Origin of the sequence: Methyloversatilis sp. (assembly GCF_030696805.1) — a bacterium.
Lineage (GTDB): Bacteria > Pseudomonadota > Gammaproteobacteria > Burkholderiales > Rhodocyclaceae > Methyloversatilis.
Genome location: NZ_JAUYRO010000053.1, coordinates 180,141 through 195,126 on the forward strand (window position 1 = coordinate 180,141; position 14,986 = coordinate 195,126).

The following is a 14,986-nucleotide window of genomic DNA, read 5'->3' on the forward strand; positions in this document are numbered from 1 at the left end:
GGCGCGGGTTTGCCTGCGATCGGCCGATGCACGCAGACGGTGCGAGCACCGATCTGGTGCAATCAGGCAGGCGCGTCGCGCACCCGCAGTGCGCCGTCGACGTCGCCGGCTTCGATCAGCCCCAGTTCTTCATAGCGACGCAGCTTGCGCCACAGCGACACGCGGTCGATGCCGAGCAGGCGCGCTGCCATGGCGCGGTTGCCGCCGACTTCGGCCAGCACGTCGAGGATGTGCGAGCGCTCGACGCTTTCCAGCGTTCGGATTTCGCCGCCCGCGCGGCTGCCCGCGTCGCGATGAACCACCGACGCGGCAAATCCGGCCGGCAGGTCCGCCTCGCCCAGCATGCTGCCGCTGGCCAGTGCCACGCCGCGCTCAATCAGGTTTTCAAGCTCGCGCACATTGCCCGGGTAGTCGTAGGCGCACAGCTTCTGCATCGCCGATGGCGCGATGGCCGTCACCGGCTTGCCCATCGCCAGTGCGGCGCGGCGAAGGAACTGCTGAGCCAGCAGCGGAATGTCTTCGCGCCGGGCGCGCAGCGGCGGCAACTGCAGCGTGACCACATTGAGCCGGAAATAGATGTCCTGCCGGAAGGTGCCTGCTTCGACCGCGCTGCGCGGTTCGCGATTGGTGGCCGCGAGAAAGCGCACATCGGCACGCACCGGCTCGGTACCGCCGACCCGCATGTATTCCCGCTCCTGCAGCAGGCGCAGCAGCTTGACCTGCATCGCCGCCGACATTTCGGTCACTTCATCGAGAAACAGCGTGCCGCTCTGTGCCGCCTCGACCAGACCGCCGCGCGATTGCTGGGCGCCTGTGTAGGCGCCCTTTTCGTGACCGAACAGTTCGTTGGCCAGCAGGTCTTCGGTGAGCGCGCCGCAATTGACCGCCACGAAAGGCCCGCCGGCACGTCGGCTGTGCGCGTGCAGGTGGCGCGCCAGCAACTCCTTGCCGGTGCCGGTCTCGCCGACGATGAGCACATTGCAGTCGGTCGGCGCCACGCCGCGCGCAATGTCGAGAATGGCGCGCATGCCGCCGTCGCGCGTGATGATGCGTTCTTCGGCGGCCTGCTCGACCAATTGGCGCAGACGGTGGTTTTCGGCGCGCAGCTGCGCCTTGTCGGCCGCCTCGCGCACCAGCTTGCGCACCTCGCCCAGCCGGAATGGCTTGGAGATGTAATAGAAGGCGCCGGTGCGCATGGCCTCGACCGCCGATTCGGTGGTCGCAAAGCCGGTCACCACGAGCACCTCCATGTCGGGCCAGGCCTCGCGCGCGCGGCGCAACAGATCAAGGCCGTCCATGCCGGGCATGCGCAGGTCGGTCAGCATCACCTCGAAATCACGCGCGCGCAGCAGCGCCAGCGCACTGTCGCCGTTGTCGGCGGTGGTGACATCGAAGCCGTCGCGCCGCAGGGCAGTGGCCAGCCCTTCGCGGGCAACTGCCTCGTCATCGACCAGCAGTACGCGTGCTCCACTCATGATGTTTCCTCCGCCGGTATCCAGACCGTGACGCAGGCGCCGCCGTCCGGTTCGCGAGCGATGCTGACCCGACCGCCGTGTTCGGCTGCGATTTCATGCACCACGAACAGCCCGAGTCCGGAGCCCTTGCCGACCGGTTTGGTCGTGAAGAAAGGGTCGAACACGCGCTGCAGATTGCCCGGCGCAATGCCGGGGCCGTTGTCGCACACGTCGATCGCCGTGCCGCCGTCGCGCTGCGTGCCGCTGACCACGATGTGCGGCGTGGTTGCAGTTTCGTCACAGGCTTCAAGGGCATTGCGGATCAGATTGAGCAGCGCCTGCTGGATGCGCTGGCCGTCGGCGTGGATTTCCAGCGCCGGATCGATGTGCAGCGTGACGGCGTCGCCCGCGTCCGGCTGTTCGGCGCGCAGCAGCGCGATGGTTTCCTCGACCAGTGGGCGCAGCGGCTGGCGGACCAGCGCGAAGTGGCTGTCGCGCGCGAAGGCCAGCAGCGTGCGCACGATGCGCTGGGCGCGCTGCACCTGATCGTCGATCTGTTCGACAAACGCATTGAGCGGGGTGGCGTCGCCCCGCTCGGGTTCTTCGAGCAGCAGCTGGGCGTTGAGCGAAATATTGGACAGCGGGTTGTTCAGCTCGTGTGCCACGCCGGACAGCATGGTGCCCAGCGAGGCCAGCCGCGCGGTGCGCAGCACGGCGAGCTGGCGTTCTTCAAGGTCGCCGAGCGCACGGTTGAAGGCGTCGACCAGCGCCGCGATCTCGTCATCGTGATCGCGCGGCGTGAGGCGCGCCAGATTGCCGGTACCGACCCGCGCGAGATCGCTTTCGACCTCGCGCAGCGGCACCACGACGCGTCGGGTCACCAGTTGGCCGATGCCCAGAACCAGCACGATGGCGGCGAACATGATCACGTACAGCCGCGATTCCTGACCGGTCAGCGCGCTGCGCATGGCTTCGCGCGCCTGGTCGGACAGGCGCTCACTGCTGTCGAACACCTGTTTGCCAACCGCCTCCATGCGCTCTTCCAGCGGCGAAATCGGGTCGGTCGGCTTGATGCGGCGCTGCAGGCGGTCGTCCAGCAGGTCGCGCCAGTCAGACAGCGACTGCTCCAGTTCGTCGAGCGCAAAGCCGGGTGCGGCGCGCTGCATCAGCGGGCGGTCGCGCCCGATCAGCGTCAGCGCCTCTTCCGCCTTGCTCACCGCCGCCTTCAGTTCCGATGGCTTGCGGAACAGCAGGTAATTCTTTTCAAGCCGGCGCGCCTCGCGCACCACATCGTGCATGCGCGTGACCTTGTATTCGTCGTCGACGTGAGACAGCAGGTCGCGCACCTGTTCGAGTGCGGCGAACACCAGCAGCACGAACAGGCCGCCGAGCACGATGTAGCCGAGCAGGATCTTGCCGTGCAGCGATCGGGGCAACAGTTTCATCAATTGCATATTGAAACGTTGCGTTGCGGATTTCAACGGTAATGCGAACGGCGCATCGGTCAGTTTCATGCGGGTTTGCGTCCATCGGGCTGGCATGAATAGCCCGAGGCGATGCATTGTGCAACGTCTGCTGGATGTGAAAGCCGGGGCCGGATGGGCGAGCATAATGAAATCAAAGACTTGAGATATTTTATTTAACTGGCACATCCCCTGCTAGAACTTCCGTGCCAGCTCTGTGGCCACCGCCCGACGGCTCCTCGGACGGTGGCCGGTGGCAGGGGGGCAATGGGGAGGCCGGTTTGCCAGCGGACTGAACCGGTTCTTTTGTGCGGCTCGCGACTCCTTCGCGAGCCGTTTTTCTTTGTTTGTCGTTGCCTTTTACGTGTTCTCGCGAGTTGCCTTGTCGCCCTCCGGGCCGCGACGCGATGCCGGCAACCCGGCCCGCTCACATCACCAGACCTTCGCGCAGCGCTTTAACGGATAATTCACGGCTGCCCATCCGTCACCGCTCCGTTCCTGCTGTCCGAACCGTCAATGTCTGAATCTTCCGCCCCGCTGCTCGAAACCCGCGCCCTGACCTGCATGCGTGGTCGCGCGCGGCTGTTCGCCGGGCTCGACCTGACGGTCGGCGAAGGCGAACTGGTGCATGTCGCGGGTGCCAACGGCAGCGGCAAGACCAGCCTGCTGCGCATTCTTTGCGGCCTGTCCGAACCGGAATCGGGCGAGGTGCGCTGGCGTGGCCAGCCCGCCCGGTCGGTGCGCGACGATTGGCGCGGCGGCATGCTGTACCTGGGTCACCGCAACGGCGTGAAGGACGATTTCACGCCGCTTGAGAACCTGCATGCGAGTGCCGCCATCGCCGGCGAGCGCATCGCCGACACGGTGCTGCTCGAGGCGCTGGCAGACATCGGACTGGCCGCGCGTCTCGATGTGCCGGCGCGCAGCCTGTCGCAGGGTCAACGCCGGCGCGTGGCGCTGGCGCGCCTGCTGGCCGATACGCGCAGTGCGCTGTGGATACTCGACGAACCCTTCACCGCGCTCGACGTGCGCGCCGTCGCGGTGCTCGCTGCAGCGATGGCGGCGCATCTGCGACGTGGTGGCGCGCTGATCTACACCACGCATCAGCCGGTGGACATCGATGCCGAGCGCCGGCAGACATTCAATCTGGACGAGTACGCATGCTGAGCCTGTTCGTGTCGGTGGTGCGCCGCGACCTGCTGCTGGCCTGGCGACGACGCTCCGACGTGCTGACTGCGCTCGGCTTCTTCCTGCTGGTGACCAGCCTGTTTCCGTTGGGTGTAGGGCCGGAACCTGAGCAACTGAGCCACATTGCGGCCGGCGTCATGTGGGTCGCCGCGCTGCTGGCCACACTGCTGTCGGTCAGCCGGCTGTTCGAATCGGACGAAGCCGACGGCACGCTGGAACAGATGCTGCTGTCGGTCGAGCCGCTGCCCGTCATCGTGCTGGGCAAGGTGTGCGCCTACTGGCTGCTGACCGGCCTGCCGCTGGTCGTGATTGCGCCGCTGATCGGGCTGCAGTTCAACCTGTCAGCCGACGAAACCCTGATCGTCTGCGCTACGCTGCTGGTCGGTACGCCGTCGCTGTCTCTGCTCGGCGCAGTCGGCGCCTCGCTGACGCTGGGCCTGCGTGGTGGCGGTGCGCTGATCGCGCTGCTGGTGCTGCCGCTTTACGTGCCGGTGCTGATCTTCGGCGCCGGCGCGCTCGATGCCTGGCGTGCCGGGCTGGGCATACAGTCGCATCTGGCGCTGCTGTCGGCGGTGCTGCTGGTCGCACTGGCGGTGTGCCCGCTGGCCAGCGCTACCGCGCTGCGGATCGCTCAGGATTGAACTGTTTTTGCCGCATTCGGGCCAAAGCAGCGAGTCGGTTAAACTGTCGGCCGCTGATGTGGCAGGCGGTCGCTTTCAGAGGTGACCGGGCCTGCAACGTACGACCGCCATTCCCTGCCACACCCCGGTCACCCCACCGGCCAACCTGAACCCGGATCAACCCGAAACCGCTGATGTCTGACTCACCGCTTACTGCCACGCGCGCACCGTCGTCCGGCTTCAGCCTTTTTTACTACGCCAGTCCGCAAACCTTCTTCCCGCTCGCCGGCAAGCTGCTGTGGCCGACCTGGATCATCGCGATCGGGCTGACGATCGCCGGTCTCTACACCGGCTTCTTCATCGCGCCGACCGACGCCACGCAGGGCGACAGCTACCGCATCATCTTCATCCACGTACCGGCTGCGTGGATGTCGATGGTGATCTATCTTGTGATGGCCTTCTGGTGCGCGGTCGGGCTCATCTTCAACACCCGGCTGTCTTTCATGATGTCGAGCGCGCTGGCGCCGACCGGCGCGCTGTGGGCCTTCATCGCGTTGTGGACCGGTGCGCTGTGGGGCAAGCCGACCTGGGGCACCTACTGGGTGTGGGACGCGCGACTCACGTCGGAACTCATCCTGTTCTTCCTGTACTGCGGCTACATGGCGCTGCAGGCGGCCATTGACGACCCGCGCCGGGCGGATCGCGCCGGTGCGCTGATCGCCATCGTTGGCGCGATCAACGTGCCGATCATCTATTTTTCGGTGAAGTGGTGGAACACCTTGCATCAGGGGGCGTCTGTAAGCCTGACGCAGTCACCGTCGATGGCCAGCACCATGCTCACCGGCATGCTGCTGATGGCGCTGGCGGCGTGGGCTTACACGATAGGTGTCGCGCTGGTGCGCGTGCGCGCCATCATGATTGAACGCGAGCGGCACACCGACTGGGTTCGCCAACTCGGCAATGCAACAGCAGGAGGCAGCAAGGCATGAATTGGGAAAGCGCCAACCACTTCTGGGCGATGGGCGGTTACGGATTCTTCGTGTGGGGCTCGTACGCGGTGACCGCGCTGCTGGTCGCCGCCGAACTGGTGCTGGTCGCGCGCCGCATGCGCGCAGCGCGCGCTGGCGCGGCTCGCGACGTGGCCATCGAACGCATTGATGCCGAACGGCGGGGGCGCGCATGAAACCGCGTCAAAAGCGCTTTGCCCTGATCGCTGTCGGCGTGATCGCGCTGGCCGGCGCGGCCACGCTGGTGCTGACCGCATTCGAGGACAACATGGTTTTCTTCTTCACGCCGAGCCAGGTGGCGGCGCGCGAAGCGCCGCAGGGCCGCACCTTCCGCATCGGTGGCATGGTGGAGGAGGGCAGCCTGCAACGCGGCGACGACGGCACGTCGGTCAAGTTCGTGGTGACGGACACGGCGCACAAGATTCCGGTCACTTACAGCGGCGCGTTGCCCGACCTGTTCAAGGAGGGCAAGGGCGTGGTGGCGCAGGGCAAGTTGAACGACGGCGGTGTGTTCGCCGCCAGCGAAGTGCTGGCAAAACACGATGAGAACTACATGCCGCCTGAAGCGGCACACGCGCTCGAACAGGCGAAGAAGGCGCAGGGCACGGTCGTCCAGTGAAGTTCAACATCGGCGCGCCCTGGCGTGCCCGGTTTCAGGGGTTGAGTACGCATGTATCCCGAATTAGGTAATTTTTCGCTGTCCATCGCGCTGGCGCTGTCGCTGCTTCTGGGCATCCTGCCGCTGATCGGCGCGCACCGAGGCGACGCCCGGCTGATGTCGGCGGCGCGCCCGCTGACCCAGGGCGTTTTCGTGTTCGTCACGTTTGCTTTCGTGTGCCTGATCCAGTCCTTCATCCTGAATGACTTTTCCGTGCTGAACGTCGCGACCAACTCGAATTCGACGTTGCCGCTGGAATACCGCATTGCCGCCTCGTGGGGCAGCCACGAAGGCTCGCTGCTGCTGTGGGTGTTCATGCTGGCGGGGTGGGCGCTGGCGGTAAGCGTGTTCTCGCGCCGCCTGCCGCCGGACATGGTCGCGCGCGTGCTGGCAGTGCTCGGCTTGATCACGGTCGGCTTTCTCGCCTTCATGCTGGGCAGCTCGAACCCGTTCGACCGGTTGCTGCCTGCCGCGGTCGATGGTCGCGACCTGAATCCGCTGCTGCAGGATCCGGGGATGATTTTCCACCCGCCGATGCTCTACATGGGCTATGTCGGCTTTTCGGTCGCCTTCGCCTTCGCGATCGCGGCGCTGATCGGCGGCCGGCTCGACGCGGCCTGGGCGCGCTGGTCGAGGCCATGGACTACGGTCGCCTGGGTGTTCCTTACGCTGGGCATCGCGCTCGGCAGCTATTGGGCGTATTACGAACTGGGCTGGGGCGGCTGGTGGTTCTGGGACCCGGTCGAAAACGCGTCCTTCATGCCCTGGCTGGTCGGCACGGCGCTCATCCATTCGCTGGCGGTGACCGAAAAGCGCGGCGCCTTCAAGAGCTGGACCGTGCTGCTGGCGATCTCGGCTTTTTCGCTGTCGCTGCTCGGCACCTTCCTCGTGCGCTCGGGCGTGCTGACCTCGGTGCACGCGTTCGCGACCGACCCGGAACGAGGCGTATTCATCCTCGCGCTGCTGGTGTTCGTCATCGGTACGTCGCTGCTGCTGTTTGCGATCCGTGCGCCGTCGGTCGGTCTGGGCGGCGGCTTTGCGTTCATTTCGCGCGAAACCGCGCTGCTCGGCAACAACGTGCTGCTGGCAGTGGCCACGTCGGCAGTGCTGCTCGGTACGCTGTACCCGCTGTTTCTCGACGCGCTGGGCATGGGCAAGATTTCAGTGGGCGCGCCGTACTTCGACGCGGTATTCGTGCCGCTGATGACACCGGTCGCCTTCCTGATGGCGATCGGGCCGTTCGTGCGCTGGAAGAAGGACGGCGCACCAAGCCTGGTGACCCGCCTGCGTTGGGCCTTCGCGGTCAGTGTGGTCAGCACGGTCATCATGATGGTCATGTCGGGCGGTTTTTCACCGATGCTCGGTCTGGGTACTTTCATCGTGGTGTGGATCGTCGCGACCAGCGTGCAGCATCTGGTCGAGCGGCTGCGCGGTCGCACCGGTGACGGCAACTGGTTCGCCCGCGCCCGGGCACTGCCCGGCGGCTGGTGGGGCATGTGGTTCGCCCATCTTGGCATCGCGGTTACCATCGTCGGGATCACGCTGGTCAAGGGTTTCGAACAGAACATCGACCTGAAGATGGCGCCCGGGCAGACGGCGACGCTGGCCGGCTACACCTTCCGTTTCGATGGCGCATTTGCGCACGAAGGGCCGAATTACGACGCCGCACGCGGACGCATCGAAATGACGCGCGACGGCCGACCGGTTGCGATGATGTATCCGGAAAAGCGCATGTACCGCGTGTCGCAGATGCCGATGACCGAAGCGGCGATCGATTCGGGCATCACCCGCGACATCTACGTGTCGATGGGCGAGCCGCTGCCGGATGGCAGCGCCTGGATCGTGCGCATCTTCTACAAACCCTTCATCAACTGGATCTGGGTCGGCGCGCTCATCATGGCCCTTGGCGGTTCGCTCGCAGCGGCTGACCGTCGCTACCGCAAGCTCGCGCAACGTGACGGGCAGCAGCCCGCCGAAGCGCCTGCAACGGCGGTGAAACCCGGGCCGGCGCAGGAACAGCACGCATGAGTCGCTATCTTTGGCCGCTCGGCCTGTTCGTCGTGCTCGCCGGTTTCCTGTTTGCCGGCCTGTTCCTGAATCCGCGCGAGGTGCCCAGCCCGTTGATCGGCCGCGCAGTGCCAGCGTTCAGCGTCGCCCAGTTGGGTGCGCCGGACAAGACTTTCTCGCCGGCCGACATGAAGGGCAAGGTTTGGCTGATGAATGTGTGGGCTTCGTGGTGCGTGTCGTGCCGGCAGGAGCATCCGCTGCTGGTCGAGCTCGCGAAGACCGGCGCCGTCGCGATGATCGGTCTGCACTACAAGGATGAACGCGACGCGGGCCTGAAGTGGCTGGCCGATTACGGCGACCCCTACCTGCTGTCGGCGCATGACCGCGACGGCCGCATCGCGATTGACTTCGGTGTGTACGGCACGCCGGAAACCTTCATCATCGACCGCCAGGGCGTGATCCGCCACAAGCACACCGGCCCGCTGACGCCTGCGCTGCTGCGCGACGATATCCTGCCGCGCATCCGGCAACTCGAGGCCTCCTGACATGCGCCACCTGTTCCTGCTGATCGCGCTGTCGATCTGCGCGCTGCTGCCTGCGCACGCCGATCAGGCGCCGACACTGGCCGATGATCCGGCGGTCGAGGCCCGCGTGCAGCATCTCGGCGAAGAACTGCGTTGCCTCGTCTGCCAGAATCAGAACATCGCCGATTCGCACGCTGATCTGGCGATGGACCTGAAGAAGCAGGTGCGCGAGCAGATCGCCGCCGGACGCACTGATCGCGAGATTCTCGACTACATGGTCGAGCGCTATGGCGACTTCGTGCTCTACCGCCCACCGCTGAAGGCCACCACGGTGCTGCTGTGGGCCGGGCCATTCGTGCTGCTGCTGGTGGTCGTGCTGCTGCTTGCCCGTCGTTTGCGCCGTCGCACGGTTCAGGCGGCGGCTGCCAATACATTGAGTGCCGATGAACAACAACGCGCTCGCGCGTTGCTGGCCGGCGAGGAGAAACAGGTTTGACGCAGTTCTTGATCGGCGCCGGGCTGATGCTCGCCCTGGCGCTTGCCTTCGTGCTTGCCCCTTTGCTGCGCGGTCGTGCCGGCGCAGTCCCCGAAGCTCAGCGTGCGCTTACGCTGGCCATCCACCGTGATGCCCTCGCCGAACTCGACCGCGATCTGGCGGCCGGCCTGATCGACGATGCGCAATACCGCATTTCATGCGCGGAACTGGAGCGTCGGGTGCTCGATGAAGCCGGTGCTGCGCCGACGTCGGTACGCCGTTCCGGCCGCTGGGTGGCCATCGTGTCGGCCCTTGCGGTGCCCGCGTTCGCCGTGCCGGTCTATCTGGCCCTCGGCAACCCGGAAGCCGTGGATGCGCCGCGCAGCAGTCCGAGCGAGCAGCAGGCCATGGGCCAGGAAGAAATCACCCCGGAGCGCATCAAAGCGATGGTCGATCAACTCGCGGAACGCATGAAGAGCGAGCCAGACAACGCCGATGGCTGGCAGATGCTGGCGCGCTCGTACAGCGCAATGCAGCGCTTCGACGAGGCGACTGCGGCATATGCGAATCTGGTGAAGATCGTCAGCGGTGACGCCCAAGTGTGGACCGACTACGCCGATGTGCTCGCGATGAGCAAGGGACGACAGCTGTCAGGCGAGCCGGAAGCCATGCTGGCAAAGGCGCTGGAAATCGATCCGGATCATCCGAAGGCGTTGGCGCTGGCCGGCAGTGCGGCGATGCAGCGCGGCGACAAGGCGGGCGCACGCAAGCACTGGGAGCGACTGCTGAAGCTGCTGCCGCCAGACTCACCGCTGATCCAGCCGCTGACAGAAAGCCTGCAGGATGCGGCGGAGACGCCGGCGAACTGAAAAGACAATCGAACTGACAATTGGCGTCCGTCCTCGAGCGTCCCGCGTTATCAGACAAGGACCGCGCGGTTGGCTGCGGATAGACGACAGACGAAAAAAAGCCGGCATCACGCCGGCCTTTTTCATCATGCAGTGAAGAATTACTTCTTCATTTCTTCAGCAGCAGCCTTGGCAGCGTCGGCAGCGGCATCAACGGCTTCGCCGGCAGCCTTGGCAGCTTCGCCAGCGGCGTCGGTTGCGGTGGCAGCAGCGTCGGTCGCGGTAGCGGCGGCATCGGTTGCGGTGGCAGCAGCAGCATCAGCTGCGGCGGCGGCCGGTGCGGCGGCATCAGCAGCAGCAGCAGCGTCAGCCGGGGCAGCAGCCGGAGCGGGTTCGGCAACCGGTGCCGGTGCTTCTTCCGGCTTCGAGCAGGCGGCGAGGGTCAGGGCAAGCAGAGCGGCGGCGAGGAGGGACTGTTTCATTTTGATTTCCTTGGCTGATGGCGACAACAAAAATTCTGTCTGACAAGATCGAACGTGCAGCATCGATCAGCCCAAAATAGTAGCACGGGCGTCATGTATCAAGGAAGCGTGCGGGAAACATGACCTTACAGGCCGAACTTTGTTGTGCTGATGCAACATGAACAGGCCTCCCACAATTCGCCGAAGCGCTGCTTGTAACCGGCGTTTTCCAGCACGTCGCCGACCAGCAGCTTGCCGCGGAAATGCATGCTGTGCGTGCGAATCAACAGGGGGCCGTTAGTGCTGAGCATGAAGGTTTCGGTCAGGTGTCGCAGGGTGCGCGGGGTCTGCCGGATATGCATCCGATGAGATTGCGCAGCGCACAAATTCCAGAGTCTCGGCATGCGATGCTGCAGCGCATCGACGTCGTGCAGCACGATGCGCACGGTCATCGCCGGGTCGCGCGTCAGCGCGTCGGACAGCTGCGCCACGCGGGGCGAGCTCGCGAGAGCGGTGTCCACCAGATCGACGTCGAAAATGTCGAGGCCGAGCCGGCTGCGGTCGAGCAACTGCACCACCGCGGCCTGATAGCCCGCCCGGTCGGTGAAGCGCAGCGGCTCGGCGTCGTCAGACACCGCGCGCCCCCGGGTGCAAAAAGCCGTCGCCATACCAGTCGTGCAGCAGCGCCAGCGTGCCGGAATGATCGGGTACCGCGACCAGCGCGCGATCGCGGGCAAGCGCGGTGAGCGCGTCGCCGCTACCGGGAGGCACATCGACCGCCTCACCGTTGATCCACACATGGCGGCCGCTGCGCAGCAGCTGTGTGCGGGTGTCGAGACGCACACCGTGCTTCGCGACTTTCTGTGCGAAGCGCTTCAGACTCAGCGTGTCTTCCGGCGGATCGAAGAACACGTGCTGCTTCGGCTCGGACAGATAGCTGCCGAGGAACTGTTCGACGTCGCTGCGCGACCAGCGGATGGCGCCAAGCATGTCGGCGACGCGATCGATCATCGCTGTCGGCAGTCTGGCCGGGTCGTCCTGCAACGCGAGATCCGGGTCGGCATACATGCCATCGAGGCACAGCCGGTCGCGCAGGTGGTCGAGGAAGGCCGTGCCAAGTTCATGCGCCGACGGGGCGCGGAAGCCGATCGAATACGTGGTGCATTCGCCGTCTGCGACACCGTTGTGCGCGTAGTGCGGCGGCAGGTAGAGCAGATCACCGGGTTCGAGCAGCCACTCCTGCTCGGGCACGAAGTCGCGCAGGATGCGCAGCGGTGCGCCATCGACCAGCGTCAGATCCTGCTGCGCGCTGATCTGCCAGCGGCGCCGGCCGCTCCCCTGCAGCAGGAACACGTCGTAGGAATCGAAATGCGGACCGACGCCGCCGCCATCGGTGGCATAACTCACCATGACGTCGTCGAGCCGCGCATAAGGAATGAAGGCGAAACGGCGCATCAGGGCATCGGCCTGCGGCAGCACGAGGTTCAGGCCCTGCACCAGCACCGTCCAGGGCTGCGCCTTCGGCCGCTTCAGCAGGTGCTTAGGCAGCGGGCCGCGTTCGAGTTGCCAGCCGCTGGTGTCGTGTGCGATGAAGCGCGATTCCACGTCTTCGTCACGCGCCAGATCGAACAGCGCGTCGCGGCTGAGCAGCCCGTCGAAGCCGGGGATGGCGCCGCGCACCAGCAGCGGCTTCTTCTGCCAGTGGTCACGCAGGAAGGTACGCGGGCTCAGCCCGCCGAGCAGTGTCTTGTCCATGGCGCGGATTATCTCCGATGCACCGGAAAGCGCGCGCGCAGCGGGTAAAATCCGCGTCCCCCCAGAATCATGCAAGGTTGAACGATGCCGGTCGTCCGTATCGAATCGATGGACCACGAAGGTCGTGGCGTCACGCACTTCGAAGGCAAGGTGATCTTCGTGGATGGCGCGCTGACAGGCGAACTGATCGATTTTTCGCCCTATGTCCGCAAGCCGTCGTACGAGCTGGCGCAGATCAGCCGCATCCTCAAGCACAGCCCGCAGCGCGTGCAGCCGCGCTGCCGTTACTTCGGTACCTGCGGCGGCTGCAGCATGCAGCACCTTGACGTCTCCGCGCAGGCGTCGGTCAAGCAGCGCGTGCTGGAAGATGCGCTCTGGCATATCGGCCGCGTGAAGCCCGAGACGGTGTTCACGCCCCTGATCGGCCCCGGCTGGGGTTACCGTTACCGGGCACGCCTGTCGGTGCGTCACGTGTCGCGCAAGGGCGGCGTGCTGGTGGGTTTTCGCGAACGCAAGTCGAGCCATGTGACGAACATGTCGTCGTGCGAGGTGCTGCCGCCGCACATGTCGGCATTGCTGTTGCCGCTGCGCGAGCTGATAAACGGGTTTTCGATCTGTGATCGCGTGCCGCAGGTCGAGGTGGCGATCGGCGGCGAGGGTGCGCAGCAGATGACCGTTCTGGTGTTTCGAGTGCTTGCGCCGTTGTCGGCGGAAGACGAAGCTGCGCTGCGCGCGTTTTCCGACACGCAGCGGATGTCCATCTATGTCCAGCCGGGCGGCCCCGACACGCTGGCACCGTTCTGGCCGTTGCCGATGCCGGAGCTGGCGTACGAACTGCCGGATTTCGGCGTGCGTCTGGCCTTTGCGCCGTCCGAATTCACGCAGGTCAATCACGGCATGAACCGCTCGCTGCTGCGCCGCGCGATGTCGATGCTGGCGCCCCAGCCGGGCGAGCGCATCGCCGACATGTTCTGCGGCCTGGGCAATTTTTCGCTGCCGATTGCGGCGCTCGGCGCCGACGTGGTCGGTGTGGAAGGCGCCGATGCGCTGGTGCAGCGCGCCGCGCGCAATGCCGAGGCGAACGGTCTGGCATCGCGCGCGAGTTTTCGTGTCGCAAACCTGTTCAAGGCGACACCCGAGAGCCTTGCGGAGCTCGGCCACTTCGACAAGATGGTGATCGATCCGCCGCGTGAAGGCGCCTTCGATCTGGTCAAGGCGCTGCCCCGGGCAGATGCCGCAGGGGCACTGCAACGCATCGTGTACGTGTCGTGCAGCGCGGCCACGCTGGCGCGCGATGTGGCGGTGCTGGTCAACGAAAAGGGTTATCGCTTCCGCGGCGCGGGGATCGCCAACATGTTCCCGCAGACCTCGCACGTCGAGTCGATCGCGCTGATCGAGCGCTGACCCGGTCGTCGGCGATGGCAGAAATGAAGAAGGCGGCCGAAGCCGCCTTCTTCATTCCGTACTGCCGGGTTCAGTCGCGCTGGCCGGTCAGGGCCATCAGCAGGTGCAGCAGGCTGACGAACATGTTGTACAGGTTCAGATAAACCGACAGCGACGCCGACACATAGTTGGTTTCGCCGCCGCGCACGATGCGCTGCACGTCGTACAACATCCAGGCCGCCGAGATCATCACGATGCCGCCCGAGATCGCCAGCGACAGCACCGGCATCTTCAGGAAGATGTTGGCAACGATGGCGAGCAGCAGCACGATCATGCCGACCATCAGGAAGCTGCCCATGTTCGAGAAGTCGCGCTTCGTCGTGCTGGCGATCGACGCCAGCGTGAAGAAGGTGACCGCCGTGCCGCCCGCGGCCATCGCGATCAGCGATCCGCCGTTCGAGAAGCCCAGCGCGACCTGCAGGATGCGGCTCAGCATCAGACCCATGAAGAAGGTGAAGCCAAGCAGCAGCGCGACGCCTAGGCCGCTGTTCTTGTTCTTCTCGATCGCCCACATGAAGCCCCATGCGACGCCGAGGAACAGAACGAGCGACAGGATCGGGCTACCCGCCATGAACGAGAAGTTCATCTGGATGCCCACGACGGCGCCGAGCAGTGTCGGTACCATCGACGCGGCCAGCATCATGTAGGTGTTGCGCAGTACGCGGTTCTGCCCGGCGCTTGCGGTGCCGGCAGTCTGGATGGTCTGGAATTGCGGTTGCATGGCGTGACCCCGAAGGATGATTAACACACTAAAGACTATCGCACAGGTCGTTAAGTTTCAACGCATTGGACGCGTGTTAATATCCGGCCCCGAATGAAACCGTGGTGTCGCGCTGTCTGACACCTCGATATTCATCGCAAGCAGTGCAGCGGAAGCGTGGCAGAGCGGTTGAATGCACCGGTCTTGAAAACCGGCGAAGGTGAAAGCCTTCCGTGAGTTCGAATCTCACCGCTTCCGCCAGTAATTATTTTGCTTGCAGCACAAACACATACGCCTCGCAGACGCCAGGGTGAAGGTGTTCGGAAAGTGGTCGGGCGACGGATACCGCTGGCGAAAGCGCCCATATCTGACGCATCGACCAG

General features: G+C 65.2%; 16 protein-coding genes and 1 tRNA gene. 11 read left to right on the plus strand and 6 right to left on the minus strand.

Annotated elements, in window-relative coordinates; translation table 11 throughout:
• Nucleotides 1-62: 62 nt before the first annotated feature.
• A complete protein-coding gene (locus Q8R75_RS10105; RefSeq protein ID WP_305613582.1) occupies nucleotides 63-1,475 on the minus strand; it encodes a sigma-54 dependent transcriptional regulator in 1,413 nt (470 codons plus the stop codon).
• Nucleotides 1,472-2,899 (minus strand): sensor histidine kinase, encoded by a 1,428-nt coding sequence (locus tag Q8R75_RS10110; protein ID WP_305663647.1) that lies wholly within the window; start codon nucleotides 2,897-2,899, stop codon nucleotides 1,472-1,474. Before Q8R75_RS10110 ends, Q8R75_RS10105 begins: the two co-directional genes overlap by 4 nt.
• 534 nt (nucleotides 2,900-3,433) lie before the next feature.
• On the opposite strand from Q8R75_RS10110, the gene ccmA reads away from it, so the two are divergent.
• From ccmA to ccmI, 9 genes are all read left to right on the plus strand, one after another.
• Nucleotides 3,434-4,084, plus strand: a complete 651-nt coding sequence (gene ccmA, locus Q8R75_RS10115) for a cytochrome c biogenesis heme-transporting ATPase CcmA (protein WP_305613580.1) — start codon at nucleotides 3,434-3,436, stop codon at nucleotides 4,082-4,084.
• The gene (ccmB, locus tag Q8R75_RS10120; RefSeq protein ID WP_069039838.1) at nucleotides 4,078-4,746 is read left to right on the plus strand and encodes a heme exporter protein CcmB; all 669 of its coding nucleotides are present in this window, start codon (nucleotides 4,078-4,080) and stop codon (nucleotides 4,744-4,746) included. Before ccmA ends, ccmB begins: the two co-directional genes overlap by 7 nt.
• Before the next feature lie 173 nt (nucleotides 4,747-4,919).
• The gene (ccmC, locus tag Q8R75_RS10125) at nucleotides 4,920-5,714 is read left to right on the plus strand and encodes a heme ABC transporter permease CcmC (protein WP_305613579.1); all 795 of its coding nucleotides are present in this window, start codon (nucleotides 4,920-4,922) and stop codon (nucleotides 5,712-5,714) included.
• A complete protein-coding gene (gene ccmD / locus Q8R75_RS10130; protein WP_305613578.1) occupies nucleotides 5,711-5,908 on the plus strand; it encodes a heme exporter protein CcmD in 198 nt (65 codons plus the stop codon). Before ccmC ends, ccmD begins: the two co-directional genes overlap by 4 nt.
• The gene (gene ccmE / locus Q8R75_RS10135) at nucleotides 5,905-6,351 is read left to right on the plus strand and encodes a cytochrome c maturation protein CcmE (RefSeq protein WP_305613577.1); all 447 of its coding nucleotides are present in this window, start codon (nucleotides 5,905-5,907) and stop codon (nucleotides 6,349-6,351) included. The genes ccmD and ccmE overlap by 4 nt, the downstream gene beginning before the upstream one ends.
• Before the next feature lie 51 nt (nucleotides 6,352-6,402).
• Entirely contained in the window at nucleotides 6,403-8,418 is a 2,016-nt protein-coding gene (locus tag Q8R75_RS10140; protein WP_305613576.1) for a heme lyase CcmF/NrfE family subunit, read from the plus strand.
• Nucleotides 8,415-8,942: a DsbE family thiol:disulfide interchange protein gene (locus tag Q8R75_RS10145; protein ID WP_305613575.1), complete on the plus strand. Its 528-nt coding sequence runs from the start codon at nucleotides 8,415-8,417 to the stop codon at nucleotides 8,940-8,942. Before Q8R75_RS10140 ends, Q8R75_RS10145 begins: the two co-directional genes overlap by 4 nt.
• 1 nt (nucleotide 8,943) lies before the next feature.
• A complete protein-coding gene (locus Q8R75_RS10150; protein WP_305613574.1) occupies nucleotides 8,944-9,417 on the plus strand; it encodes a cytochrome c-type biogenesis protein in 474 nt (157 codons plus the stop codon).
• Nucleotides 9,414-10,265 carry a c-type cytochrome biogenesis protein CcmI gene (gene ccmI / locus Q8R75_RS10155; RefSeq protein WP_305613573.1) on the plus strand — a complete coding sequence of 284 codons (852 nt, stop codon included), beginning with the start codon at nucleotides 9,414-9,416 and terminating at the stop codon, nucleotides 10,263-10,265. Before Q8R75_RS10150 ends, ccmI begins: the two co-directional genes overlap by 4 nt.
• A 140-nt stretch (nucleotides 10,266-10,405) precedes the next feature.
• Here ccmI and Q8R75_RS10160 read toward each other — a convergent pair whose 3' ends face one another.
• The 3 genes from Q8R75_RS10160 to Q8R75_RS10170 form a co-directional block, all read right to left on the minus strand.
• Nucleotides 10,406-10,726 carry a hypothetical protein gene (locus tag Q8R75_RS10160; RefSeq protein ID WP_305613572.1) on the minus strand — a complete coding sequence of 107 codons (321 nt, stop codon included), beginning with the start codon at nucleotides 10,724-10,726 and terminating at the stop codon, nucleotides 10,406-10,408.
• A gap of 125 nt (nucleotides 10,727-10,851) precedes the next feature.
• Entirely contained in the window at nucleotides 10,852-11,340 is a 489-nt protein-coding gene (locus Q8R75_RS10165; protein WP_305613571.1) for a hypothetical protein, read from the minus strand.
• Nucleotides 11,333-12,460 (minus strand): cupin domain-containing protein, encoded by a 1,128-nt coding sequence (locus Q8R75_RS10170; protein ID WP_305613570.1) that lies wholly within the window; start codon nucleotides 12,458-12,460, stop codon nucleotides 11,333-11,335. Before Q8R75_RS10170 ends, Q8R75_RS10165 begins: the two co-directional genes overlap by 8 nt.
• A gap of 84 nt (nucleotides 12,461-12,544) precedes the next feature.
• Between Q8R75_RS10170 and rlmD the strand changes: the two genes are divergently transcribed.
• Nucleotides 12,545-13,864, plus strand: a complete 1,320-nt coding sequence (gene rlmD, locus Q8R75_RS10175; RefSeq protein WP_305613569.1) for a 23S rRNA (uracil(1939)-C(5))-methyltransferase RlmD — start codon at nucleotides 12,545-12,547, stop codon at nucleotides 13,862-13,864.
• Nucleotides 13,865-13,934: 70 nt separating this feature from the next.
• Here rlmD and Q8R75_RS10180 read toward each other — a convergent pair whose 3' ends face one another.
• Complete coding sequence (locus Q8R75_RS10180) at nucleotides 13,935-14,624, minus strand: Bax inhibitor-1/YccA family protein (RefSeq protein ID WP_305613568.1); 690 nt, start codon at nucleotides 14,622-14,624, stop codon at nucleotides 13,935-13,937.
• Nucleotides 14,625-14,774: 150 nt separating this feature from the next.
• Between Q8R75_RS10180 and Q8R75_RS10185 the strand changes: the two genes are divergently transcribed.
• Nucleotides 14,775-14,864 (plus strand) — tRNA-Ser (locus Q8R75_RS10185).
• The last annotated feature ends 122 nt before the right edge of the window (nucleotides 14,865-14,986 follow it).